This is a genomic window from Mycolicibacterium sp. XJ879, from assembly GCF_053483935.1.
Window position 1 is genome coordinate 20,226 of record NZ_JBEFTH010000011.1, and the last position, 21,247, is coordinate 41,472.

Sequence of the window (21,247 nt, forward strand, 5' to 3'; positions counted from 1 at the left end):
GACAACGGATATGGGACTGCTCGACGGTCGCGTGGTCATCGTGACGGGTGCAGGCGGCGGTATCGGCCGGGCGCACGCGCTGGCGTTCGCCGCCGAGGGGGCGCGCGTCGTGGTAAACGACATCGGTGTCGGCCTGGACGGCTCACCCGCCGGCGGTGGCAGCGCCGCGCAGGGCGTCGTCGACGAAATCACCGCTGCCGGAGGCGAAGCCGTGGCGAACGGGGCCAATGTGGCTGACTGGGCACAGGCGGAAGGGCTGATCCAATCGGCGGTCGAAACCTTCGGCGGGCTCGATGTGTTGGTCAACAACGCCGGCATCGTGCGCGACCGGATGTTGGCCAACACCAGTGAAGAGGAGTTCGACTCCGTCGTCGCCGTACATCTCAAGGGCCACTTCGCCACCATGCGCCACGCCGGGTCGTACTGGCGCACCAAGTCCAAGGCGGGCGAGGCCGTGGATGCCCGCATCATCAACACCAGTTCCGGCGCCGGGCTGCAGGGCAGCGTGGGACAGGCGAACTACAGCGCCGCCAAAGCCGGGATCGCCGCCCTGACGTTGGTGGCGTCGGCGGAGATGGGCCGCTACGGCGTCACTGTCAATGCGATCGCGCCGTCGGCGCGAACCCGGATGACCGAGACCGTGTTCGCCGAAATGATGGCGACGCAGGACAAGGACTTCGACGCGATGGCGCCGGAGAACGTTTCGCCGCTGGTGGTTTGGCTCGGCAGCGCCGAGTCCAAGGACATCACCGGCAAGATGTTCGAGGTCGAGGGCGGCAATATCCGGGTCGCCGAGGGCTGGGCGCACGGTCCACAGGTCGACAAGGGCGCGCGGTGGGATCCCGCCGAGCTGGGTCCGGTCGTCAAGGACCTGCTGGCCAAGGCCCGTCCGCCGGTTCCCGTCTACGGGGCCTGAGCACACCAGCCAGGGGCTAAGCGGCGGCCTGCTCCGATCCCGCGTCGGCGTCGGCCTTATCGGTGCCACCGAGGCGGTCGGTGATCGCTGTGACGAAGCCCTTGAGATTGCGAGGCTCGGCATCGGAGTCCGCGTCGGCGTCAGTGTCCACGTCGACATCGGCGGATTCGATGGTGTCACCGGGCTTGACCTTGTTGCCATCCGTCAGATCCGTTGCCCCGGCGCGGTTCCTGACCTTGGTCAGCAGCGGCGTGGCGTCGGCCTCGTCCGTCGTCTCAGCAACAGCCGTTGTCTCCGATTCGATTGTCGTCGCGTCGACTTCCACGTCCAGCGAGCTGATATCGACGGCATTGATGTTCACCGGTTCGTCGACCGTCTGCGCGGACGGACCGCGGAACTCGTCGACGATGTCTCGAATCACGTTGGGCACGAACTCGACCGCGGTCTTGACGACGTCGATCACCCCGTCTCGCACCGCGTTCGCCAACGCGGCGATGTCCCCGCTGGCGAATGCCTGGCCGATGTTGTACAGCGCGGTCTGCGGCGCGACGATCAGATCGCGCGTGTGGACGAAGAGTTTGGTGAGCAGCGGTGGATTGGGGTTCACGTCCACGCCGGCCCAGTTCACCAAAGTCCAGCCCTCCTCCGGGCTGCCCTCGATCACGACCGTGTCGGTGTTGTCCAAGGTGTGGGTGAGCATCAACATGATGTTGGGGTTGTCGACGTTCATCAACGTCCAGAACATGATGGTCGCACCGTGGCCGAACACCACCGGATTCTCGACGCCGTCTGCGTACATCTGGCGCAGCGCGCCGTCGACCCGGGCATCGAATGCATTGCCGTCCTCGGATCCGAGCACCGGGACGAAGCGCAACCCGAGCGTCCACGCCATCGCCGGTAGGCCGTAGAGGAGCCGCCCGATGCCGTCGGCATCCGAGGAGCCCTCCAACCAGCCGCCCGGAATCTCGCGCAGGCTCACCAGTTGTTCGATGTCCTGGCCGGTGAGGGCGGCCAGGGCCGCTGCGGTTTCCATGGTCCGCTGCAGCGGCGACGAATAAATGGCGTCGAAGTCCTGGCCAGCGAGCACCGCGGCGATGGCCGCCGCCTCTGCGTGGCCCTGCTCGGTGAGCCCACGGCCCGGGATGTCGGTTTCGATGATGTGGTCGGCGTTGGCCTGCGATTCGCCGTGTCGCACGAACGTCACCGTCATCGACCAGGCCGGGATCGCCGATATGACGAACAGCAGCGCCGCCGTCAGTACGGTGAACAAAGCCCGAAGTATCCGCCGATCCCGCATCGACCGCTCCTTTGGTGCAGCCACCTCGACGGCTCAGACAGTAGCCCGATGGCCTACCAAGAAGGCCGGGATACGTTAACTCGCAATACCGATCAGGGTTCGCAGACGACGAGCGGGATGACCCGGTCGGTCCAGGACTGGTAATCCTCGTAGGTCGGGTACATCTCGACCAGCTTGGGCCAGTACTTCGCGCGTTCGGCGTCGGTCGCGTCACGCGCGGTCAGCTCGAGGACCTCCTTCTTGATCTGCACCTGGACCTTCGGATTGGCCTTGAGGTTGAGGTACCACATCGGGTGCTTGTCGCTGCCGCCTTTGGACGCGGCCACCACGACGATGTCGCCGTCGCGGTGGAAGTACAACGGGCTGATCCGCGGCTGGCCCGTTTTGCGACCGGTGGTGGTCAGCAGCGCCACGGGGATGCCCTGAAAGTCGCTGCCGAAGCCCTCGCCGTCGCTGCGGCGGTACATGTAGGTGTTGACCTTCGCCATCCACTTGATGAAGAAGTCCGCTGGCTTGGTGTCCATGAAACGCGGGCGCGACTTTGCCATGGCGGTCATCCTATGCTGGGGAAATGGACCAGGAAATGGGCACCGTGTCGGACACCGACCGTATCGCGGCCGCTGACGCGTACATCGACGCGCTCGCCAGCCATCGCGCCGAGCAGGTGCAGTTCGCGCCGGGCTGTGTCCGGATCGAGGTGGGCCTCAAGACCGGTTTCTCCGCAAATCATCTGCGGCGCAGCCTGAACCGCGGCCCGCAGTACCGCGTCATCGACGCGACCACCGATCGCGAGTTCCGCGTCGACGGCGACGACGTGCACGCGACGTTCACCGTGGTCACCAAGGCGGCGCTGGGCGGGCGTCGCGTCGTCGCCGACGTCGACGAAACCTTTTTGATCCCAGCCGCCGACGGCAAGATCCACCACATCAGGGCGCGGATCCGTCCGCGCATCCGGCGCGAGCAGGCATAGAAGGCCGTTCTCAGACTCCGAATCGCGGCCTTCTGCAGCTGCTCGCCGAGAATTAAATCCGCTCGATGATCGTGCCGGTGGACAGTGCACCACCTGCGCACATGGTGATCAGCGCCGTGCTCTTGTCGGTGCGTTCGAGCTCGTGCAGGGCGGTGGTGATCAGCCGGCTACCGGTGCTGCCCACCGGGTGCCCCAGCGCGATCGCCCCGCCGTTGACGTTGACCTTGTCCATATCGGGGTTGTGCACCCGGGCCCACGACAGCACGACCGACGCGAACGCCTCGTTGATCTCGGTGATGTCGATGTCGCCCATCTTCATCCCGGCCTTCTCAAGCACCTTGGCAGTGGACTGCACGGGTCCGTCGAGGTGGTAGTAGGGCTCGGCGCCGACGAGCGCCTGGCTGACGATCCGCGCGCGCGGCTTCAGTCCCAGCGCGCGAGCCTTGTCTTCGTCCATCCACAGCACCGCGGCCGCGCCGTCGGAGATCTGGGACGACGTACCCGCGGTATGGATACCGCCCTCGATCACCGGCTTGAGCGCGCCGAGGCCCTCCACTGTGGTGTCGCGCAACCCCTGATCGCGGGTGACGACGTGGCGCTCGCTGGTCGGCTGCTTCTGGTCGTCGAGCACCGGCGCCTCGATACCGCTGATCTCGCGGTCGAACCGGCCTTCGGCCCATGCCTGCTTGGCCTTGGCCTGCGACTGGAAACCGAACTGGTCGATGTCCTCGCGGGTGATGCCGCGGCGTTTGGCGATCCGCTCGGCGGCGGTGAACTGGTCGGGCAGGTCAATGTCCCAGGATGACGGCCGCAGGATGCTGCGGTCGGGTCCGGCGTTCGCGCCCAGCCCCACCCGGCTCATCGCCTCGATGCCGCAGGCGATGCCGATGTCGATGGCGCCGGCCGCGATGAGGCCCGCGATCAACCCGTTGGCCTGCTGCCCGCTGCCGCACTGGCAGTCCACGGTCATCGCGCCGACGTGGTCCGGCAGCCCGGCGACCAGCCAGCTCACCCGGGTGATGTTGTTGGACTGCTCACCGAACTGGGTGACGCAGCCGCCGATGACCTGCTCGACTTCACCGGCGTCGATCCCGGCCTTCTCGACAAGAGCCTTCTGCGTGGCGCCCAGCAACTCCGTGGCGTGCAGGCCGGACAACCAACCGTTGCGCTTTCCGATGGGGCTACGAGTGGCTTCAACAATGACAGGGTTACCCATTACGTCAGGCTAGAACACGTTTCATTACCCTGACAAGCGAGGATGGTTACCTGCCTTTCATCTGCGCAGAAGGCATGTTTTACTGGCACTAGAACACGTTGCAGAAGTGTTGCGCAAAGGAGCTCACCGCATGTCTGGTCCGAACCTGCCCAAGGGATTCGATCCCCTCGACGCCGATTTGAACCTCAAGGGTCTCCCCGTCGCTGAGCTCGCCGAACTGCGCGATTCCGACCCCATCCACTGGGTCGACGTACCCGGTGGCACCGGCGGCTTTGGAGACAAAGGGTACTGGCTCGTCACCAAGCACGCCGACGTCAAGGAAGTCTCTCGGCGCAACGATGTCTTCGGCAGCTCGCCCGACGGCGCCATTCCCGTCTGGCCGCAGGACATGACCCGCGACGCCATTGATCTGCAGCGCAATGTGCTGCTCAACATGGACGCCCCGCAGCACACCCGGCTGCGCAAGATCATCTCCCGCGGCTTCACCCCCCGCGCGATCGGGCGCCTCGAGGACGAACTGCGCGCCCGCGCGCAGAAGATCGCCGAGACCGCTGCTGCGCAGGAAAGCGGCGACTTCGTCGAACAGGTGTCGTGTGAGCTGCCGCTGCAGGCCATCGCCGAGCTGCTCGGTGTTCCGCAGGAGGACCGCGACAAGATCTTCCGCTGGTCCAACGAGATGACCGCTGGTGAGGATCCCGAGTACGCCCATGTCGACCCCGCGATGTCGTCGGTCGAGCTGATCCAGTACGCCATGCAGATGGCCGAGGAGCGGGCCAAGAACCCGACCGAGGACATCGTCACCAAGCTGATCGAGGCCGACATCGACGGCGAGAAGCTCACCGACGACGAGTTCGGCTTCTTCGTGGTGATGCTGGCGGTGGCGGGCAACGAGACCACGCGCAACTCGATCACCCACGGCATGATCGCGTTCTCTCAAAACCCCGACCAGTGGGAGCTTTACAAGAAGGAACGTCCCGAGACCGCCGCCGACGAGATCGTGCGCTGGGCCACCCCGGTTTCGGCGTTCCAACGCACCGCCCTCGAGGATGTCGAGCTTGGCGGAGTGAAGATCAAGAAGGGCGAGCGGGTGGTGATGTCCTACCGGTCGGCCAACTTCGACGAAGAGGTCTTCGAAGACCCGCACACCTTTAATATCCTGCGCGACCCGAACCCGCACGTCGGCTTCGGCGGCACCGGTGCGCATTACTGCATCGGCACCAACCTGGCGCGCATGACCATCAACCTGATCTTCAACGCGATCGCGGACCATATGCCCGACCTCAAGCCGATCGGCGACCCCGAACGGCTGAAGTCGGGGTGGCTCAACGGCATCAAGCACTGGCAGGTTGACTACACCGGTAAGTGCCCCGTCAAGCACTGATCGGTACCGAACCCGCGCGGGGCGCGTCGTTTGCAATAAGGAGGACGGGTGGATTTCACGCCCAACCCGGAGCAGCAGGCTGTCGCCGACGTGGTGACATCCGTGCTCGACCGAGACAACAGCTGGGAAGCACTGGTCGCCGGCGGAGTGGCCGCCCTGGCGGTGCCCGAGCGCCTCGGCGGTGACGGTGTCGGGCTGCCCGAGGTGGCCACGGCACTGACCGAGATCGGTCGGCACGGCACCGTCAGCCCGGCGCTGGCCACGCTGGGTCTTGGGCTGTTGACGCTGCGGGATCTGGCCTCCGACGAGCAGCAGGACCGCTACCTCTCGGGAGTTCCCAAGGGGGCGGTGCTGACGGCCGCGCTCAACGAACCCGGTGCGCCGCTGCCCGACCGGCCGGCCACGACACTCACCGACGGCAAGATCTCCGGCACCAAGATCGCGGTTCCTTATGCGGGACAAGCGGAATGGCTGCTGGTGACCGCCGACAACGGGGTCGCCGTCGTATCGCCGAAGGTCGACGGCGTCCAGGTGACCAAGACCCCGACCTCCAACGGAGGCGATGAGTACACCGTCACGTTCACCGACGCGCATGTCGACGCGGTACTGGACGGCGCGACACCGCGCCGCGTCAACCAGTTGGCGCTGGCCGCGATCGGGGCCTTCGCGGCCGGTCTGGTCGCCGGCGCACTGCGGCTCACCGCGGACTACGTCGCCAACCGCGAGCAGTTCGGTAAGCCGTTGTCGACGTTTCAGACGGTGGCCGCACAGCTGGCCGAGGTCTACATCGCTTCTCGCACTTTGACGTTGGCGGCCACGTCGGTGGTTTGGCGGCTCTCCGAGGGGCGCGACGCCAGCCCACAAACTCAAGAGGATCTCGACGTCCTCGGCTACTGGCTCGCATCGCAGGCACCTCCGGTGATGCAACTCTGTCACCACCTGCACGGCGGGATGGGTATGGATATCGCCTACCCGATGGACCGCTACTACTCCACGATCAAAGACCTCACCCGACTGGTGGGTGGTCCGGCACACCGGCTCGACCTGGTGGGAGCCGCATTGGGCGAGCGAAGCGACGGGAGATAGCAGTGTTCATCGACCTGACGCCCGAACAGAAACAGCTGCAGGCGCAACTGCGGGCGTACTTTTCCAACCTCATCTCTCCAGAAGAGGCCAAGGAGATGGAGAAGGACCGCCACGGCGAGGCGTATCGTGCCGTCATCAAGCGGATGGGCTCCGACGGCAAGCTCGGCGTCGGGTGGCCCAAGGAGTTCGGCGGTCTGGGCTTCGGTCCGATCGAGCAGTCGATCTTCGTCAACGAGGCGCAGCGGGCGGACGTGCCGCTGCCGGCCGTCACGTTGCAGACCGTGGGGCCCACGCTGCAGCAGTACGGCACTGCGGAGCAGAAGAAGAAGTTTCTGCCCGCCATCCTCGCCGGCGAGGTGCACTTCGCGATCGGCTACACCGAGCCCGAAGCCGGCACCGACCTGGCGTCGCTGCGCACCACGGCGGTGCGACGCAGGGAAGGGTCCGCCGAATACTACCTAGTCAACGGGCAGAAGGTGTTCACCACCGGCGGGCACGACGCCGACTACATCTGGCTGGCGTGCCGTACAGACCCAGAAGCGGTGAAGCACAAGGGCATCTCGATCCTGATCGTCGACACCAAGGACCCCGGCTACTCCTGGACGCCGATGATTCTGTCCGACGGCGCACACCACACCAACGCCACCTATTACAACGACGTCCGGGTCCCCGCCGACATGCTCGTCGGCGAGGAGAACGGCGGTTGGAAGCTGATCACCACTCAGCTCAACAACGAGCGCGTGATGCTCGGCCCGGCAGGCCGGTTCGCCTCGCTCTACGACCACGTACACGCGTGGGCATCCAAGCCGGGCAGTAACGGCGTCGCCCCGCTCGAACATGACGACGTCAAGCGTTCGCTGGGTGAGCTCAAGGCGATGTGGCGCATCAACGAGCTGCTCAACTGGCAGGTCGCCGCGTCCGGTGAGACCATCGACGTTGCCGACGCAGCAGCGACCAAGGTGTTTGGCACCGAACGCATCCAGTACGCGGGCCGGCTGGCCGAGGAGATCGTCGGCAAGTACGGGGATCCGGCGGATCCGGAAACCGCGGAGCTGCTGGAGTGGCTCGACAGCCAGACCAAACGGAACTTGGTGATCACGTTCGGCGGAGGTGTCAACGAGGTAATGCGGGAGATGATTGCGGCTGCGGGACTGAAGGTTCCAAGGGTCCCCCGGTGAGTATCGACGACATCAAGGCCGCCGCCGAGCGGGTCAAGGCGGAAGGCAAGAGCAAGCCCCGTGTGGGCCGCCACCCGGTCAACCAGCCGATGATCGACCACTGGGTCGATGCGATGGGCGACAAGAACCCGATCTACGTCGACGAGGCCGCGGCGAAGGCGGCCGGTCACCCGGGCGCCGTCGCGCCGCCCGCGATGATCCAGGTGTGGACGATGATGGGTCTGGGCGGTGTGCGCCCCGACGACGACCCATTGGGCAAGATCATCGAATTGTTCGACGACGCAGGCTATATCGGTGTGGTCGCCACCAACTGCGAACAGACCTATCACCGATATCTGCGGGTCAGCGAACAGGTCAGCGTCACCGCCGAACTGACCGACGTCATCGGGCCGAAGAACACCGCGCTGGGTGAGGGTTTCTTCATCACGCAGAAGATCACCTGGCTCAGTGGCGACGACCGCGATGATCCAGTGGCCGAGATGATGTGGCGCATCATGAAGTTCAGACCCGCCGACAGCGGTGCGCGAACCCAGGTGCCCGAGGATCTGGATGCTGATTCGATGATGCGGCCGGCGTCGTCGCGGGACACCAAGTTCTTCTGGGACGGCGTCAACGCGCACGAACTGCGGATCCAAAAGCGTCCCGACGGCACGCTGCAGCATCCGCCGGTGCCCGCGCTGTGGCAGGACAAAGAGCAGCCCACCGACTACGTCGTGGCAAGCGGCAAGGGCACGGTGTTCAGCTTCGTGGTGCACCACGCCCCGAAGGTGCCCGGTCGCACACTGCCGTTCGTCATCGCGCTCGTCGAACTCGAGGAGGGCGTCCGGATGCTCGGGGAGCTGCGCAATGCCGAACCCACCGCCGTGGAGATCGGAATGCCGGTCCGCGCAACGTTTATCGACTTTCCAGAAGGCGATTCAGGCCCAGCCTGGACACTGTACGCATGGGAGCCGGACACGTGAGCACACCCACTGTCGAAGTAGGCACCAAGCTGCCCGAACTGGCGCTGTACGGCGACCCGACGTTCATCGTGTCGACGGCGATCGCCACCAGGGACTACCAGGACGTCCACCACGACCGCGACAAGGCGCAGGCCAAAGGGTCGAAGGACATCTTCGTCAACATCCTCACCGACACTGGGCTGGTTCAGCGCTACATCACCGACTGGGCCGGGCCTACCGCGGTCATCAAGTCGATCGGTCTGCGCCTCGGGGTGCCGTGGTATGCCTACGACACCGTGACGTTCAAGGGTGAGGTCACCGCGATAGAAGACGGTCTCATCAGCCTGAAAATCACTGGCAGCAACAGCCTGGGTGATCACGTGATCGCCAACGCGACGCTAACCCTCGGAGGTAACTGATGCCCGGCGAGTTGTCCGGCAAGGCGGCGATCGTCGGGATCGGCGCCACCGACTTCTCCAAGAACTCCGGTCGCAGCGAGCTTCGGCTCGCCTCTGAAGCCGTTCTGGACGCGCTCGACGACGCGGGTCTGACCCCTGCCGACGTCGACGGCATGGTCACGTTCACGATGGACTCCAACACCGAGGTGGCGATCTCGCGCGCGATCGGCATCCCTGAGTTGAAGTTCTTTTCCAAGATCCACCACGGCGGCGGCGCGGCCTGCGCCACGGTCCAGCAAGCCGCGATCGCGGTGGCGACCGGAGTCGCGGATTGCGTTGTGGCATACCGGGCTTTCAACGAGCGCTCGGGAACCCGCTTCGGACAGGTGCAGATGCGGCTGGTGGAGAACGCCGACTCCACCGGCGTGGACAACTCGTTCTCGTATCCGCACGGGCTGTCCACCCCCGCTGCGCAGGTGGCGATGATCGCCAGGCGCTACATGCACCTGTCCGGTGCCACCAGCAAGGACTTCGGCGCGGTATCGGTGGCCGACCGCAAGCACGCGGCCAAGAACCCGAAGGCGTACTTCTACGAGAAGCCGATCACTATTGAGGACCACCAGAATTCGCGGTGGATCGCCGAGCCGTTGCGGCTGCTGGATTGCTGCCAGGAAACCGATGGTGGTGTGGCGTTGGTGATCACGTCCGCCGAGCGGGCCAAAGACCTCAAACACCGGCCCGCGGTCATCGAGGCGGCGTCGCAGGGTTCCAGCGCCGACCAGTATTCGATGGTCAGCTACTACCGGCCCGAACTCGGCCTGCCGGAGATGGGGCTGGTGGGCAGGCAGTTGTGGGAGCAGTCAGGGCTCAAGCCAACCGACATCCAGACCGCCGTCCTCTACGACCACTTCACGCCGTTCACGCTGATCCAGTTGGAGGAGCTGGGCTTCTGCGACAAGGGCGATGCCAAGGACTTCGTCGCCGACGGCGCCATCGAGATCGGTGGGCGGCTGCCGATCAACACCCACGGCGGCCAGTTGGGTGAGGCCTACATCCACGGCATGAACGGCATTGCCGAAGGGGTACGCCAACTGCGCGGCACATCGGTGAACCCGGTGCCGGACGTCGAGCACGTGCTCGTCACCGCGGGCACCGGTGTGCCGACATCGGGTCTGATCCTGGGCTGACCCCGCCACGGCGGGTGCCGCTGCTACTACCCTCGGAGCCGTGAGTTCGCCGCAGCCACCGGACCCGTCGTCGACGCCGCACGACGACTTCCACAGTCCTGGCCCCAACGACGACGACACCGGGCCGGTGCGCGCTGTGCCGCGCGCACCAGACACCCAGATGAGGCGCTTTGACGCCCCGCTCTCCGTGACACCGCGGCCGGTGCAGCCGCGTTCGGTGCCCAAAGCGGTGCCAGTTGCGGTGGCTGCGGTCATTGCCGTCGCCGCGATTGGCGGGTTGGGGTTCTGGCTGCTGCGTCCGTCACCGCAGGACGATGCGCCCGCCGTCGCCGCGCCGCCGACATCGGATCCAACAACAACGCCGCCAACAACGCCGGCGACGACAATCCGGCCCGACGACGCGCCACGCCTCATGCAGATGCTTCCACGCGGCTACCCGCCGGGCGCGTGTGAAGCGGTCGACGCGCCGGAAAACGTTCTGGCACAGGTCAACTGCACACAGAACGTGGACCCGGACGGCCCGCAGTCAGCCGTCTACACGTTGGTCGAAGACAGGGCTGCACTCGACGCCGTGTTCAACAACGGGATGCGGACCGCGACCCAGGTGGTCTGTCCCGGCAACATCCAGTCACCTGGGCCGTGGCGACGTAATGCCACCCCGGACAAGGTAAGCGGCACGTTGTTCTGCGGCCTTCGGGAAGGTCAGCCCACGGTGATCTGGACCGACGACGACCGACTTGTGGTCAGCGCCGTCGAAAGCGGCCCGCAGGGGCCGACCTTCCCGCAGCTGTACGCGTGGTGGTCATCCCACTCGTGACAGCCGCTGGCCGCTGCGATCAGGGCGTCGGAGCCGGCGTGTAGGTGGCCGGCGTCGGCGCCTGGTCATCGGCGGGCACCGGAGTTCCCTGGCTGCCCGCGGGCTGCGGCGTCCCCTCCGCGGTCGCTTGGGTCGGCGCACCCTCGGCCGGAGGTGCGGCAGGAGCGCCCTCAGCCGGCGGCAGCGGCGTTCCCGCCGAACCTGCCGGCACCTGCTCGGTGCCCTCCGGCAGCGGGGTGCCCTGGCTGCCCTCGGGTGCCTCGGTTCCGACTGCCGCGGGCGCGGCCTCGGTTGCCGGCGCCTGGGCCGGGCTCTGCGACCCCGTCGACGGGTACGACGTCGACGCAGCGCCGCTCGACGTGGATTCAGGGGCCTCGACCCAGACGATCAGGTCCTGGCCGCCCGCGTTGTAGACGATGCTGTTCGGCTCGGCGCCGGTGACGTCGAAATACACCTTGCCCGTGGTCTGTTCGCCTTGCGGTATCGCGGCCGGGTTGACGCCCTGTGGGGTGGCGACACCGAACAGCGCGCGATACGCCTCGCCGTTGGCGGCCCGGGCGTTGAGGTTCGACACGATCGGGATCACGGTGCCTTGGATCGCTTGATCGTTGGCGGTGATCTCCCACAGGGTTCCTTGTACGTTGTAGGGAATCGGGTCGGAACTCGGCTGAAGGTTGTCGACCGTCCAACCCTGAATGACGTTTCCGTCAACCAACTTTCCCTGATCGCCCAGCGTCAGTGTCTGAACTTGGATTTGTGGCTGAGTTGGTGTCTGTGTGGTGGCTTCGGCTTCCGGGTCCGCGCCTGCGACCGGCGCGGCGAAAACGCCGATGACTCCGGCCGCAGCGAATGTGGCGGTTGCCGAGATCGTGATCTTGCTCATCTTGTTCAAAGTGATGCTCCTGGTCGTCCGAAATTCGGCATCCCCTTACCCGCGGGGACGGTTTCCCAAACCGAAAGTAGCAGGTCGGTAGGCCGTCATGCCCGGTCGGTAGTGCATCGGGACGCGAAATACGTTCTGCGAGCATGCGTTGAGCAACGCGTTGTAACCGATGGTATGGGCGAACACCTACGTAGACACCGGAACTGGGTTCTGCTGGCAAAGTAGCTAGGCCAATGCCATTTGTCAGGCCGGAATCAGTTCCACTCCGGCCAGCGCCACGGCGTCGTCACGCTCCGGCGCGGTAACCATCGCGACGAAGCCGTCACCCTCTTTCCAGATGCGCGCCTTCAGCGTTTCGCCAGGGAACACAACTCCGGCGAAACGCGCACCGTAACTTGCGACCCGGGCGGTGTCACCGTCGAGCAGGGCGTCCACCATCGCCTTACACGTCATGCCGTAGGTGCACAACCCGTGCAGGATCGGCCTCGGAAAGCCTGCGGCCGCCGCGAAATCCGGATCGGAGTGCAGCGGGTTGCGGTCTCCGCACATGCGGTAGAGCAGGGCCTGCTGCGGCGACGTCGGGATCGCCAGTTCGAAGTCGGCCGCGCGCTGCGTGTGGCCCGAGGACAACGAAGATCCAGACGGACCTCGCTCGCCGCCGAAACCGCCCTCACCGCGGGCGAAGATCGACCGCTTCTGCGTCCACAGCAGCGTGCCGTCCGGTGCGGTGACCGTTGTCTCCGACCAGATCACCGCGGCCTTGCCCTTGTCCCAGATGTCGGTGAACCGCGTGACCGCGCGCCCGGTGCCCGACGCGGGGATCGGGCCGGGCGCCGACACCGCCTCGCTGGCGTGCAGCACCTTGGACAGCTCGATGTCGATACCCGGGAACTTCACCGTCGGGGGCTCGGTCATGTGAAAACTCTGTGCGACATTGCCGAACGTCGGCAACACCTGCGGGGTTTCGTCGGTCAGGTACCGCAGCTCGCGCCTGTCCATCGGGTCCATCCCGGCGCCGAGGCCGAGATGGTAGAGCTGGATATCGCTGCTGGACCAAGAGAATTCGGCGGCGGGAAGTTCCGCGCCGAGGGCCTCGTCGAGATTGATGGGCATTAGTTCTTTCCTGCCAAGTGGAGAGCCGCCAGGTAACCGAACGTCATCGCCGGGCCGATGGTCCCGCCCGGACCGGGATAGGTGTGTCCCATCACCGGGGCGCTGACATTGCCCGCAGCATAGAGCCCTTCGATGATCGAGCCGTCGTCGCGTAGCGCGCGGCCGTGCACGTCGGTGCGAATACCGCCCTTGGTGCCCAGATCGCCCGGCACCATCTTGGCGGCGTAATACGGCGCATGGCTGATTTCACCGAGGTTGGGGTTGGGCTTGTTGGTGGGATCGCCGTAGTAGCGGTCGTAGGCGCTTTCGCCGCGCCTGAAGTCCTCGTCGACGCCGGTGCGCGCGAAACCGTTGAACCGCTCGACCGTCGCCTTGAACGCGTCGGCGGGCAGGCCCGCCTTCGCTGCCAGCTCGTCGAGAGTGTCGGCCTTGACGATGACCCCCGACTCGAGCCATTTGCTCGGGATGCGTTGTCCGGGTTGTAGCCCGGCGAAGATGTAGCGGTCGCGGTACTGCTGGTCGAACACCAGCCAGGCCGGGATGTTCTCGCCCGGACCGGGCCCCTGTCCGTACTGCCCGCCGTACATGTGGTGGCAGGCCTCGACATAGGGCATCGATTCGTTCATGAACCGCTTACCCGCCATGTTCACGATGATCGAGCCCGGCGAATTGCGCTCCGACAACGCAAACCACGGCGCACCGACCAGCGGCACCGTCGGACCCCACCAGGCGTCTTCCATGACGTCCAGTGCGGCGCCCAGCTTTTCGGCAGCCAGGATGCCGTCGCCGGTATTGGCCACCGCGCCCACCGTCCACTCGGTGCTGATCGGCGCCCGCTGGTACTTCACCCGCATCTGCTCGTTGTGCTCAAAGCCACCCGAGCCGAGAATCACGCCGCGGCGGGCTCTGATGAGCTCGGGCTCAGTGGATTCCGGGGCGTTGGTGTCGCGGACATAGATTCCACGAACGACACCGTCCTCGATGTAGAGGTCGGTCAGCGCGGTGTTCAGCCGCACCGGCACGCCAGCTTTCCGCAGCCCGATGCGCAGCGGCGCGATCAGCGCGCGGCCCATGCCGACCAGGTTCTTGCCGGTGACCTTGCCCCAGGTGGCGCGCACGCCGACCTTGAGGCTGCGGAGCAACCCGCGGGGGTGGCGCTTGAGCTGGTTGAGCCGCACGTAGTCCTGCTGCATGACGACCATGTTCATCGGAACCTTGCCGTAGGGCGGCTCCAGCCCCGGCAGGTCGGGGCCCAGCTTGTTGGCGTTGAACGGCTTGGGCTCCACGGACCGCCCGGTGGGCTTGCCGCCGGGAGTCTCCGGGTAGTAGTCGGAGTAGCCGGGCACCCAGCACAGCTTCAGCGGCGAATTTCGGAGCACGAAGGACAGCATCTCCGGGCCGCGCGCGAGGTAGGTGTCGATCTTCTCGGCGGGCACGACGTCGCCGATGATGTTGTGCAGGTAGGTGCGGGCGGCCTCGGGTGTGTCCTTGACCCCGTCGCGTTTGAGCACCTCGTTGTTCGGAATCCACACGCCGCCGCCTGACCGCGCAGTGGAACCACCGTAGTGCGGCGCCTTCTCAACGACTATCGTCGAGAGTCCCTGGTGAGCAGCGGTGAGGGCGGCGACCATGCCGGCGGCGCCGCTGCCCACCACCACGACGTCATACTGCTGTCCGGTCATGTAGAACACGTTATAGAATTGCCCGGCCGACCTACAACTGCGCCGGTCGACGAAACGAGGGGACTTCACGTAAATGCTTAGTTCCGAGGTTCGTGAGCGACTGGCCGCCGATCTGGCCGAGGCCGAGCGCACCCGGGTTCCGGTCGCGCCGTTGACCGACGGCTACCCGGGTATCGACGTTGTTGATGCCTACGAGATCCAGCTGATCAACATCCGGCAGCGGGTCGCCGAAGGGGCGAAGGTCATCGGCCACAAGGTCGGGCTGTCGTCGAAGGCGATGCAGCAGATGATGAACGTCGACGAACCCGACTACGGACACCTGCTCGACGAGATGGCGGTGTTCGAGGACAAGCCCGTGAAATCCGCCGACTACCTCTATCCGCGCGTCGAGGTGGAGGTCGGGTTCATCCTCGCCGAGGACCTTCCGGGTGCTGACTGCACCGAGGAGGACGTGCTGGCCGCGACGGCGGCGTTCGCGCCGGCCATCGAGTTGATCGACACCCGGATCAAGGACTGGAAGATCAAGCTCTGCGACACCATCGCCGACAACGCTTCCTCGGCGGGCTGGGTGCTCGGGAAGAACCGGGTCTCACCCAGCGACATCGACATCACCGCGATCGAGGCCGTGCTGACCCGCAACGGCGAGGTGGTGGCCAAGGGCCGCAGCGATGCGGTGCTGGGCAACCCGGTGACGGCGGTGGCGTGGCTGGCCCGCAAGGTGGAGAGTTTCGGGGTCCGGCTCAAGGCAGGTGACATCGTGTTGCCCGGGTCGTGTACCAAGGCGTTCGACGCCACCCCCGGCGCCGCATACGTCGCCGATTTCGCCGGGCTCGGCTCGGTGCATTTGAATTTCGAATAGTCGAGGAGCTAGTTATGCCGAACAAGGTTTCGGTCGCGATCGTCGGATCGGGCAACATCAGCACCGACCTGCTCTACAAGCTGCTGCGCTCGGAGTGGTTGGAGCCGCGGTGGATGATCGGCATCGATCCGGAGAGCGAGGGCCTGGCGCGGGCCCGCAAGCTGGGCCTGGAGACCTCGCACGAGGGCGTGGACTGGCTGCTGGCCCAGAGCGAGAAGCCCGACATGGTCTTCGAGGCCACCAGCGCCTACGTGCACCGTGACGCGGCCCCGAAGTACGCCGAGGCGGGTATCCGCGCGATCGACCTCACGCCCGCGGCGATCGGCCCCGGCGTGATCCCGCCGGCCAACCTGCGCGAGCACCTCGAGGCACCCAACGTAAACATGGTCACCTGCGGCGGGCAGGCGACCATCCCGATCGTGTACGCGGTCTCCCGCGCGGTGGAGGTGCCCTACGCCGAGATCGTCGCGTCGGTGTCGTCGGCCTCGGCCGGACCCGGAACCCGCGCCAACATCGACGAGTTCACCAAGACCACCGCGGCCGGGGTGGAGGTGATCGGCGGCGCCCAGCGCGGCAAGGCCATCATCATCCTCAACCCGGCCGAACCGCCGATGATCATGCGCGACACCATCTTCTGCGCGATTCCAGAGGATGCCGACCACGACGCGATCACGCAATCCATCCGCGACGTCGTCGCCGAGGTGCAGACGTACGTGCCCGGATACCGGCTGCTCAACGACCCGCAGTTCGACGAACCGTCGGTGGTCAACGGCGGCAACCACCTCGTTACCACGTTCATCGAAGTGGAGGGTGCGGGCGATTACTTACCGCCCTACGCTGGAAATCTGGACATCATGACCGCCGCGGCGGCCAAGGTCGGCGAGGAGATCGCGAAAGAGAGCCTCGCTACGACAGCAGGAGGCCAGGCATGAGCACGCAGGAAATCTACTTCAACCCGATCTGGGACGTCCGGATGACGGACACGTCGCTGCGCGACGGCAGCCACCACAAGCGGCACCAGTTCACCAAGGACGAGGTACACGCGATCGTCGCTGCGCTGGACGCCGCCGGTGTGCCGGTCATCGAGGTGACCCACGGTGACGGGCTGGGCGGTTCGAGCTTCAACTACGGCTTCTCCAAGACCCCCGAGCAGGAGCTGATCAAGCTGGCCGCCGAGACGGCCACGGAATCCAAGATCGCGTTCCTGATGCTGCCCGGGGTGGGCACCAAGGAAGACATCAAGGAGGCCCAGCACAACGGCGGGTCGATCTGCCGGATCGCCACGCACTGCACCGAAGCCGACGTGTCGATTCAGCATTTCGGGCTGGCGCGCGAGCTGGGTCTGGAGACCGTCGGTTTCTTGATGATGAGCCACACGATTCCGCCGGAGAAGCTGGCCGCCCAGGCCCGCATCATGGCCGACGCCGGCTGCCAGTGCGTCTACGTCGTCGACTCCGCCGGCGCGCTGGTGCTCGAGGGCGTCCGGGACCGGGTGGCCGCGTTGGTGGCCGAACTCGGCGACGACGCGCAAGTGGGGTTCCATGGTCATGAGAACCTCGGGCTCGGCGTCGCGAACTCGATCGAAGCGGTGCGCGCGGGGGCCAAGCAGATCGACGGCTCCTGCCGCCGGTTCGGCGCGGGCGCGGGCAACGCACCCGTCGAGGCGCTGATCGGGGTGTTCGACAAGATCGGCGTAAAGACCGGCATCGACTTCTTCGATATCGCCGACGCGGCTGAAGAGGTCGTCGCACCTGCGATGCCCGCCGAGTGCTTGCTGGACCGCAACGCGCTGATCATGGGCTACTCCGGGGTGTACTCGAGCTTTCTCAAGCACGCGATCCGGCAGTCGGAGCGCTACGGCGTGCCCGCCCACCAACTGCTGCACCGCGCGGGCCAGCGCAAGCTGATCGGCGGCCAGGAGGACCAGCTCATCGACATCGCGCTGGAGATCAAGCGCGAACTGGACGCCGCGTCGACGGCCGGCTAGCGCATCCGGCCGGTACCCTCGGCGTGGGTTTTCGACTGCCCCACGACATCGGGGGGATCTGACGGACCAGCTACTGGCAGCAGGCGCAAACGTCGTCCGCGTCGGGGACCCCACCGGCACCCCGCGCGCACGGGGCTGGATCCATCTCGTCTTCGCGGTAGTGGCCGTCGTCGCCGGTGCGGCGATGGTGCCCGTTGCGTGGAGTTCGGGCACACCGCGCGCCGGATGGTCGGCGCTGGTCTACGTGGCCGCCATCATCGCCATGTTCGCCGTCAGCGCCGTCTATCACCGGGTCCGCTGGGTTTCGGCGGTCGCGCACCGATGGATGATGCGCGTCGACCACTCGACGGTGTTCATATTCATCGCCGCCACATACACGCCACTGGCGGTGGTGGCGATGCCGCCGCAGATCGGATCGAAGATGTTGGCCATCGTCTGGACGGGGGCCGGGTTGGGCGTTGCGCTCAAGATGGTGTGGCCGTCGACGCCTCGATGGGTGGGTGTGCCGCTGTATCTTCTGCTCGGCTACGTCGCCGTCTGGTTCGCCGAAACCCTGCTTGACGGAGCAGGTCTGGCGGTCGTCGCGCTCCTGGTCGCCGGCGCGGTGCTCTACAGCATCGGTGCCGTCGTCTACGGCGTGCGGTGGCCCAACCCGTGGCCGCAGACGTTCGGGCACCATGAGTTCTTCCACGCATTCACCGTGGCTGCCGCGGTCTGCCACTTCGTCGCGATCTGGCTTGTCGTTGCCTAGTTGCACGATGGAGCGATGACAACGCGAGAGCAAGCCCAAACGATCCTCGAACAGTTGGCCGGCCCGCAGGCGCGGTTGCGCGACGACCAATGGGCCGCGATCGAGGCGTTGGTCGTGCACCGTCGGCGCGCGTTGGTGGTCCAGCGCACCGGTTGGGGCAAGTCCGCGGTCTACTTCATCGCCGCCAAACTGCTGCGCACCGACGGGCATGGCCCGACGGTGATCGTGTCGCCGCTGCTGGCGCTGATGCGCAACCAGGTCGCCGCCGCCGAACGGGCGGGCGTGCACGCCGCGACCATCAACTCGAGCAACGTCGCTGAGTGGGACGACATCCACCGCCGGGTGCGCGCCGGTGGCCTCGATGTGCTGCTGGTGAGCCCAGAGCGGTTGAACAACCCGGACTTTCGCGATGCGGTGTTACCGGCACTGGCGCACGACGCCGGGCTGGTCGTGGTCGACGAGGCGCACTGTGTCTCCGACTGGGGCCACGACTTCCGCCCCGATTACCGGCGGATCCGCACGCTGATCGCCGAACTGGGCGCCGACATCCCGGTCCTCGCTACGACGGCGACCGCCAACGACCGCGTCGTCGACGATGTCGCGGCGCAGTTGGGCGTCGGCGGCGGTGACACGCTGGTGCTGCGCGGCGGCCTGGACCGCGAGTCGCTGCGGCTGTCGGTGGTGAAGGCCGGCAATCCCGCGCAACGCGCGGCTTGGCTTGCGGCGCATCTGGATTCGTTGCCCGGCTCGGGCATCGTGTACACGTTGACGGTGGCGCAGGCACACGACATCGCCGCACTGCTGCGCGAGCAGGGACATCCGGTGGCGGCCTATACCGGTTCGACCGAGGCGGCGGAACGCGAGCAACTCGAGGCGGATCTGTTGGCCAACCGGGTGAAGGCGCTGATCGCGACGTCGGCGCTGGGCATGGGGTTCGACAAACCCGACCTCGGGTTCGTCGTACATCTGGGCGCCCCGTCTTCGCCGATTGCCTACTACCAACAGGTCGGCCGCGCCGGCCGGTCGACCGAGAGCGCCGAGGTGGTGCTACTGCCCGGCCGCGAGGACCAGGACGTCTGGCGGTACTTCGCATCCGTCGCGTTCCCGGCGGAAGCGCTGGTACGAAAGGTGATTCGGGAGCTCGACCCGGCGCGCCCGCAGTCGACGGCCGCTTTGGAGCCCCTCGTCGATCTGAATCGGACGCGGCTGGAGATGGTGCTGAAGGTGCTCGACGTCGATGGTGCGGTGCGGCGCGTCAAGGGCGGTTGGGTCGGGACGGGTCAGGAGTGGACCTACGACAAAGCCCGCTATCGCAAGCTCGACGAGGCGCGCAAACGTGAACAGCAGGCGATGCTCGACTATCAAGCGACCGATGGCTGCCGAATGGCGTTCCTGCGAGCACAACTCGATGATCCCGAACTCACCGAGGGTGAGCGGTGCGGGCGCTGCGACAACTGCACGGGTTCGCGCTATGACGCCGTCGTCGACGCCGGGGCCGTGGCGGACACCCGGGCCCGGCTCATGCGGCCCGGTGTCGAGCTGACGCCGCGGAAGCAGTGGCCGACCGGGCTGGACAAGGTCGGGCTGGACGTGCGTGGCCGAATCACCGACGGCCCGGAAGCCGGCCGGGTCATCGGGCGGTTGACGGACCTCGGATGGGGCGCACGGTTGCGCCGTCTGCTCGACGAACCCGATGCGGAGGTGCCGGGGGAGGTGGTCGAGGCCGGCGTGCAGGTGTTGGCGTCGTGGGACTGGGAGATCCGCCCGACGGCGGTGATGGCGCTGGATTCCGACACCCATCCCGTGCTCATCACGTCGATGGCCCGCGAACTCGCCCGCCTCGGCCGGCTGGTCGACCTGGGTGTACTGCGCTACGCGCCTGGGCGCAGGCCGGTGACCGCGGCGAATTCGGCCTATCGCGTGGCCGCGCTGAACGGTGCGTGGCAGCAGCCTGACCTGGTGGGGAACACGGGACCGGTGCTGCTGGTGGACGACGTGACCGATACGGGGTGGACGCTGACGATGGCATCGCGGCTGGTCAGGGCGGCGGGGGCGGCCCAGGTGCTGCCGTTTGCGCTGGCCAGCGTGAGCTGAGCTGGGGTTTGTTTAGCCTTGCCCCGACGCCGGTTATGCCTTTGGGGAGCGACCACCGAGTCGCAGACCGAAGGAGAGAAATCCATGAAGATGTCCGCAACGACCGTTCGACGCGGCCTGTACGGAATGTTCGCCGGGGGTCTGCTTGCTTTCGGGTCCGCAGCGATCGTCACGCCGGTCGTCAACGCACAACCGGCCCCGGAAACTGACTGCAGCGTGAGCGCGATTGCCACTACCTCCAGCACGGTGGCGGCATCCACCGGCACCTACCTCGCCGCCAACCCGGAGGCGAATCAGGCGCTGACGCAGATCACGACGCAGTCGCCTGCCGAGCCGACTGAGGCGTTCAGCGCATACTTTGAGCAGAACCCCCAGGTCGAGTCGGAACTGAAGGCGATCAACCAGCCGGCCGCGGAAATCTCGAACCAGTGTGGCGTTGAGGTGAACCCGACGCCGCTTTCCGAGGCGCTGACTGACGCCTAACCCATAGC

The 21,247-nt window shown here is 66.4% G+C and carries 21 protein-coding genes; 15 read left to right on the forward strand and 6 right to left on the reverse strand.

The window, feature by feature from the left end; genetic code table 11:
• Positions 1–10 precede the first annotated feature (10 nt).
• The gene (locus ABQF13_RS20920) at positions 11–916 is read left to right on the forward strand and encodes an SDR family oxidoreductase (protein ID WP_448394703.1); all 906 of its coding nucleotides are present in this window, start codon (positions 11–13) and stop codon (positions 914–916) included.
• Between the two features lie 16 nt (positions 917–932).
• Here ABQF13_RS20920 and ABQF13_RS20925 read toward each other — a convergent pair whose 3' ends face one another.
• Both ABQF13_RS20925 and ABQF13_RS20930 read right to left on the reverse strand, forming a co-directional pair.
• Positions 933–2,213 (reverse strand): histidine phosphatase family protein, encoded by a 1,281-nt coding sequence (locus ABQF13_RS20925; RefSeq protein ID WP_448394704.1) that lies wholly within the window; start codon positions 2,211–2,213, stop codon positions 933–935.
• A 92-nt stretch (positions 2,214–2,305) separates the two neighbouring features.
• Complete coding sequence (locus tag ABQF13_RS20930; RefSeq protein WP_448394705.1) at positions 2,306–2,761, reverse strand: nitroreductase family deazaflavin-dependent oxidoreductase; 456 nt, start codon at positions 2,759–2,761, stop codon at positions 2,306–2,308.
• Positions 2,762–2,796: 35 nt separating this feature from the next.
• Between ABQF13_RS20930 and ABQF13_RS20935 the strand changes: the two genes are divergently transcribed.
• The gene (locus ABQF13_RS20935) at positions 2,797–3,183 is read left to right on the forward strand and encodes a DUF8021 domain-containing protein (RefSeq protein ID WP_448394818.1); all 387 of its coding nucleotides are present in this window, start codon (positions 2,797–2,799) and stop codon (positions 3,181–3,183) included.
• Positions 3,184–3,235: 52 nt separating this feature from the next.
• On the opposite strand, the gene ABQF13_RS20940 is transcribed toward ABQF13_RS20935, so the two are convergent.
• The gene (locus ABQF13_RS20940) at positions 3,236–4,399 is read right to left on the reverse strand and encodes a steroid 3-ketoacyl-CoA thiolase (protein WP_448394706.1); all 1,164 of its coding nucleotides are present in this window, start codon (positions 4,397–4,399) and stop codon (positions 3,236–3,238) included.
• A gap of 130 nt (positions 4,400–4,529) precedes the next feature.
• Here ABQF13_RS20940 and ABQF13_RS20945 point away from each other — a divergent pair, with 130 nt between their 5' ends.
• The 7 genes from ABQF13_RS20945 to ABQF13_RS20975 are packed head-to-tail and all read left to right on the forward strand — an operon-like array spanning position 4,530 to position 11,387.
• Positions 4,530–5,780, forward strand: a complete 1,251-nt coding sequence (locus ABQF13_RS20945) for a cytochrome P450 (RefSeq protein WP_448394707.1) — start codon at positions 4,530–4,532, stop codon at positions 5,778–5,780.
• 48 nt (positions 5,781–5,828) lie between these two features.
• On the forward strand, positions 5,829–6,866 hold the full coding sequence (locus ABQF13_RS20950; RefSeq protein ID WP_448394708.1) for an acyl-CoA dehydrogenase family protein: 1,038 nt from the start codon (positions 5,829–5,831) through the stop codon (positions 6,864–6,866).
• A 2-nt stretch (positions 6,867–6,868) separates the two neighbouring features.
• Entirely contained in the window at positions 6,869–8,044 is a 1,176-nt protein-coding gene (fadE29, locus tag ABQF13_RS20955) for an acyl-CoA dehydrogenase FadE29 (protein WP_448394709.1), read from the forward strand.
• A complete protein-coding gene (locus ABQF13_RS20960; protein ID WP_448394710.1) occupies positions 8,041–9,006 on the forward strand; it encodes a bifunctional MaoC family dehydratase N-terminal/OB-fold nucleic acid binding domain-containing protein in 966 nt (321 codons plus the stop codon). The genes fadE29 and ABQF13_RS20960 overlap by 4 nt, the downstream gene beginning before the upstream one ends.
• The gene (locus ABQF13_RS20965) at positions 9,003–9,404 is read left to right on the forward strand and encodes a MaoC family dehydratase (protein WP_448394711.1); all 402 of its coding nucleotides are present in this window, start codon (positions 9,003–9,005) and stop codon (positions 9,402–9,404) included. The genes ABQF13_RS20960 and ABQF13_RS20965 overlap by 4 nt, the downstream gene beginning before the upstream one ends.
• A complete protein-coding gene (locus ABQF13_RS20970) occupies positions 9,404–10,570 on the forward strand; it encodes a 17-hydroxy-3-oxo-4-pregnene-20-carboxyl-CoA lyase (RefSeq protein WP_448394712.1) in 1,167 nt (388 codons plus the stop codon). Before ABQF13_RS20965 ends, ABQF13_RS20970 begins: the two co-directional genes overlap by 1 nt.
• A gap of 40 nt (positions 10,571–10,610) precedes the next feature.
• Positions 10,611–11,387, forward strand: a complete 777-nt coding sequence (locus ABQF13_RS20975) for a hypothetical protein (protein WP_448394713.1) — start codon at positions 10,611–10,613, stop codon at positions 11,385–11,387.
• 19 nt (positions 11,388–11,406) lie between these two features.
• Here the strand turns inward: ABQF13_RS20975 and ABQF13_RS20980 are convergent, their stop codons facing one another.
• From ABQF13_RS20980 to kstD, 3 genes are all read right to left on the reverse strand, one after another.
• Positions 11,407–12,270, reverse strand: coding sequence for an MPT63 family protein (locus ABQF13_RS20980; RefSeq protein WP_448394714.1), 864 nt, complete (start codon positions 12,268–12,270; stop codon positions 11,407–11,409).
• A gap of 243 nt (positions 12,271–12,513) precedes the next feature.
• Positions 12,514–13,383, reverse strand: coding sequence for an enoyl-CoA hydratase ChsH3 (locus ABQF13_RS20985; protein ID WP_448394715.1), 870 nt, complete (start codon positions 13,381–13,383; stop codon positions 12,514–12,516).
• Entirely contained in the window at positions 13,383–15,065 is a 1,683-nt protein-coding gene (gene kstD / locus ABQF13_RS20990) for a 3-oxosteroid 1-dehydrogenase (protein WP_448394716.1), read from the reverse strand. Before kstD ends, ABQF13_RS20985 begins: the two co-directional genes overlap by 1 nt.
• Positions 15,066–15,138: 73 nt before the next feature.
• Here kstD and ABQF13_RS20995 point away from each other — a divergent pair, with 73 nt between their 5' ends.
• From ABQF13_RS20995 to ABQF13_RS21020, 6 genes are all read left to right on the forward strand, one after another.
• Positions 15,139–15,924 carry a 2-keto-4-pentenoate hydratase gene (locus ABQF13_RS20995; protein WP_448394718.1) on the forward strand — a complete coding sequence of 262 codons (786 nt, stop codon included), beginning with the start codon at positions 15,139–15,141 and terminating at the stop codon, positions 15,922–15,924.
• 14 nt (positions 15,925–15,938) lie between these two features.
• Positions 15,939–16,856 carry an acetaldehyde dehydrogenase (acetylating) gene (locus ABQF13_RS21000; RefSeq protein ID WP_448394719.1) on the forward strand — a complete coding sequence of 306 codons (918 nt, stop codon included), beginning with the start codon at positions 15,939–15,941 and terminating at the stop codon, positions 16,854–16,856.
• Positions 16,853–17,911 carry a 4-hydroxy-2-oxovalerate aldolase gene (gene dmpG / locus ABQF13_RS21005; RefSeq protein WP_448394720.1) on the forward strand — a complete coding sequence of 353 codons (1,059 nt, stop codon included), beginning with the start codon at positions 16,853–16,855 and terminating at the stop codon, positions 17,909–17,911. The genes ABQF13_RS21000 and dmpG overlap by 4 nt, the downstream gene beginning before the upstream one ends.
• Before the next feature lie 73 nt (positions 17,912–17,984).
• Complete coding sequence (gene trhA / locus ABQF13_RS21010) at positions 17,985–18,662, forward strand: PAQR family membrane homeostasis protein TrhA (protein ID WP_448394819.1); 678 nt, start codon at positions 17,985–17,987, stop codon at positions 18,660–18,662.
• A gap of 15 nt (positions 18,663–18,677) precedes the next feature.
• On the forward strand, positions 18,678–20,756 hold the full coding sequence (locus ABQF13_RS21015; protein WP_448394721.1) for a RecQ family ATP-dependent DNA helicase: 2,079 nt from the start codon (positions 18,678–18,680) through the stop codon (positions 20,754–20,756).
• 84 nt (positions 20,757–20,840) lie between these two features.
• A complete protein-coding gene (locus ABQF13_RS21020; RefSeq protein WP_448394722.1) occupies positions 20,841–21,239 on the forward strand; it encodes a hemophore-related protein in 399 nt (132 codons plus the stop codon).
• Positions 21,240–21,247: the final 8 nt, after the last annotated feature.

Bases quoted from the DNA above. Each gene is read 5' to 3' on its own strand.
- ABQF13_RS20940 (WP_448394706.1), bottom strand. From the start codon at position 4,399: ATGGGTAACCCTGTCATTGTTGAAGCCACTCGTAGCCCCATCGGAAAG.
- dmpG (WP_448394720.1), top strand. From the start codon at position 16,853: ATGAGCACGCAGGAAATCTACTTCAACCCGATCTGGGACGTCCGGATG.
- ABQF13_RS20970 (WP_448394712.1), top strand. From the start codon at position 9,404: ATGCCCGGCGAGTTGTCCGGCAAGGCGGCGATCGTCGGGATCGGCGCC.
- ABQF13_RS21020 (WP_448394722.1), top strand. From the start codon at position 20,841: ATGAAGATGTCCGCAACGACCGTTCGACGCGGCCTGTACGGAATGTTC.
- ABQF13_RS20945 (WP_448394707.1), top strand. From the start codon at position 4,530: ATGTCTGGTCCGAACCTGCCCAAGGGATTCGATCCCCTCGACGCCGAT.
- kstD (WP_448394716.1), bottom strand. From the start codon at position 15,065: ATGACCGGACAGCAGTATGACGTCGTGGTGGTGGGCAGCGGCGCCGCC.
- ABQF13_RS20935 (WP_448394818.1), top strand. From the start codon at position 2,797: ATGGGCACCGTGTCGGACACCGACCGTATCGCGGCCGCTGACGCGTAC.
- ABQF13_RS20995 (WP_448394718.1), top strand. From the start codon at position 15,139: ATGCTTAGTTCCGAGGTTCGTGAGCGACTGGCCGCCGATCTGGCCGAG.
- ABQF13_RS21000 (WP_448394719.1), top strand. From the start codon at position 15,939: ATGCCGAACAAGGTTTCGGTCGCGATCGTCGGATCGGGCAACATCAGC.
- ABQF13_RS20930 (WP_448394705.1), bottom strand. From the start codon at position 2,761: ATGGCAAAGTCGCGCCCGCGTTTCATGGACACCAAGCCAGCGGACTTC.
- ABQF13_RS21015 (WP_448394721.1), top strand. From the start codon at position 18,678: ATGACAACGCGAGAGCAAGCCCAAACGATCCTCGAACAGTTGGCCGGC.
- ABQF13_RS20920 (WP_448394703.1), top strand. From the start codon at position 11: ATGGGACTGCTCGACGGTCGCGTGGTCATCGTGACGGGTGCAGGCGGC.
- ABQF13_RS20980 (WP_448394714.1), bottom strand. From the start codon at position 12,270: ATGAGCAAGATCACGATCTCGGCAACCGCCACATTCGCTGCGGCCGGA.
- ABQF13_RS20925 (WP_448394704.1), bottom strand. From the start codon at position 2,213: ATGCGGGATCGGCGGATACTTCGGGCTTTGTTCACCGTACTGACGGCG.
- ABQF13_RS20985 (WP_448394715.1), bottom strand. From the start codon at position 13,383: ATGCCCATCAATCTCGACGAGGCCCTCGGCGCGGAACTTCCCGCCGCC.